We start from the raw sequence: 2,352 nt of genomic DNA, 5'->3' as shown, positions 1-2,352 counted from the left end.
TGCAGGAAGATCTGGCCGTCGGTGATGGAGATCACGTTGGTCGGAATGTAGGCCGAGACGTCGTTGGCCTTGGTCTCGATGATCGGCAGACCGGTCATGGATCCGCCGCCCAGGTCATCGGAGAGCTTCGCGCAGCGCTCCAGCAGACGCGAATGCAGGTAGAAGACGTCGCCAGGGTAAGCCTCGCGCCCCGGCGGACGACGCAGAAGCAGGGAGATGGACCGATAAGCCTCGGCCTGCTTGCTCAGGTCGTCGAAGACGATCAGAACGTGCTTGCCGCCGTACATCCAATGCTGGCCGATGGCCGAACCGGTGTAGGGGGCTATGTACTTGAAACCTGCAGAATCGGAAGCCGGGGAGGCCACGATGGTGGTGTACTCCATGGCGCCGGCCTCTTCCAGAGAGGAACGGACCGAGGCAATAGTGGTGCCCTTCTGGCCAATAGCCACATAAATGCACCGCACCTGCTTCTTGGGGTCTCCGGACTCCCAGTTGCGCTTCTGGTTGATAATGGTGTCGATGGCGATGGCCGTCTTGCCGGTCTGCCGGTCGCCGATGATCAACTGACGCTGACCGCGCCCGATAGGTGTCATGGCGTCGATGGCCTTGATGCCGGTGGCCAAGGGCTCGTCAACGGGATGCCGGTGCATGACGTCGGGGGCCTGAGCCTCCAGAATTCTGCGGCCCTCACTTTTGATTTCGCCTAGGCCGTCAATGGGCTCACCCAAGGGGTTGACCGTACGCCCCAGATAGCCGTCGCCGACGGGCACTGAAAGCACTTCGCCGGTCCTGTGGACTTCCTGGCCTTCTTCGACACCTGCGAAGTCGCCCAGGATGACCACGCCGATCTCTCGGGCGTCCAGGTTGAAGGCCAGACCCAACGTGCCGTCCTCGAAGGTCAGCAGCTCGTTGGCCATGCAACCAGGCAGTCCCTCCACATGCGCAATGCCGTCACCAGCCGTCCGGACATAGCCCACCTCCTGGGTGGGGGTATCCGTCGGCTTGTAGGACTCGACAAACTGGTCGAGCGCCTTGCGCACCACGGCGGGATCAATGGTCATTTCTGCCATGATCACTCCTTATTTCTGTTCTTGTTCAAGTCTGTTGGTCCCCTGCTCATCCTGCTACGGCCATTCGCCGCTTCAGGTGCTTCAGCTGGGTAGCCACCGTGCCATCGGTGGAGACCGAGCCATACTGGACCTTCATGCCACCTATGACCGAAGGGTCAACCACCGAGTTGATGTGGACCGGCTTACCCAGCTTGCGCCCGTAGACCTCCTGTAGGCGGCTGACCTGTTCGTCCTTCATGGAGACCGCCGTAGTAACGGTGACCATGATCTGGTCCATGTGCTCGGAGAAGCGGTCCACCAACCAAACGATGGTGTCAGGGAAGCGCCGCCCGCGCAGATCGATGGTGGAGTTCAGTGCCATCTGCTTGGTGACCGGATGCATATGCTGCCCATCCAGGAGCGCCCTGAGCAGGTCGGCTCGCGCCTTGGAATCGCTGTACTCGTCAGAGAGCCGGAAAAGCACCAGCGGCATGCCTAGCAGGGCTGAATGAATCTCAGCCAGCTCACCGGCCACCTGGTTGGTGATGCCCAGAGCATCGGTGTAATAGGTGGTGGCATCCACCGACATGTCCTCGGCCGCGTTGGCGATGTGCACCACACGGCTCCACTGATGATCAGTCAGATCATGGAGGATATCCACGGTCAGCGGATCAGCCTTATCAGCCAGGATGGTGTCGATCACCTGCCACTTGTCCTCAGCTGGACGGGAGGGGTCGGTCAGCGCACGCTCCAGGGGCCTATTGGCATCGAGCAGGGTCACGAAAGTATAGAGCTCCATGGCTACGCGGAGGGCATCCTTCCCCTTGCTCTTGAGCAAAGGGGCATACTTGGCCCTGGTCTCCTTGTCGGAGCTCAGTGAAGTCTCTCCTCGCATGTCACCTCCCCTTTCGCAGAATCAACGTACCCGTGGTCCGCCAATCAGTCATCATGCCTGCCGCTTGTCCGAGGATTGTCCGCCCTGGCCCGCGATGATCGAGTCGATCATGGAGGACTGCACGGCATCATCCTGAAGCTGCGAGCCCAGGATTTTGCCTGCAAGAGCCGTAGCCAGCGTGCCCACCTCGCCCTTAAGCGAGACCAGAGCCTGCTGCTGCTGGGACTTGAGGGATCTCTGGGCGTTCTCGGTGATCTGGTTGGCCTCAGTCTCTGCCCGGGTCCTGGCATCAGCCACGATCCTGGAGGCTTCAGCGCGGGCATCATCCCGAATCTGGGAAGCTTCCACACGAGCCTTGCTCAGCTGATCCTGATACTGCTTGCGGGCCTGATCCGCCTCTTCACGAGC

3 protein-coding genes are annotated in these 2,352 nt (G+C 60.8%); all 3 read right to left on the bottom strand.

The features are described 5' to 3' along the window. Positions 1-1,070, bottom strand: a 1,070-nt coding sequence (gene atpA, locus AC0AP0_RS12090) for a F0F1 ATP synthase subunit alpha (RefSeq protein WP_490430651.1), incomplete at its 3' end; no start/stop codon positions are given. Positions 1,071-1,116: 46 nt separating this feature from the next. Continuing rightward, positions 1,117-1,944 carry a F0F1 ATP synthase subunit delta gene (locus AC0AP0_RS12085; protein WP_490430650.1) on the bottom strand — a complete coding sequence of 276 codons (828 nt, stop codon included), beginning with the start codon at positions 1,942-1,944 and terminating at the stop codon, positions 1,117-1,119. A 51-nt stretch (positions 1,945-1,995) separates the two neighbouring features. Then, positions 1,996-2,352 (bottom strand): F0F1 ATP synthase subunit B family protein (locus AC0AP0_RS12080; protein ID WP_490430649.1); only part of this gene is annotated, 357 nt, incomplete at its 5' end.

The organism is Bifidobacterium sp. POST2/T3 (B1) (assembly GCF_058197115.1).
This window is presented reverse-complemented; position numbering and strand designations above follow the sequence as displayed.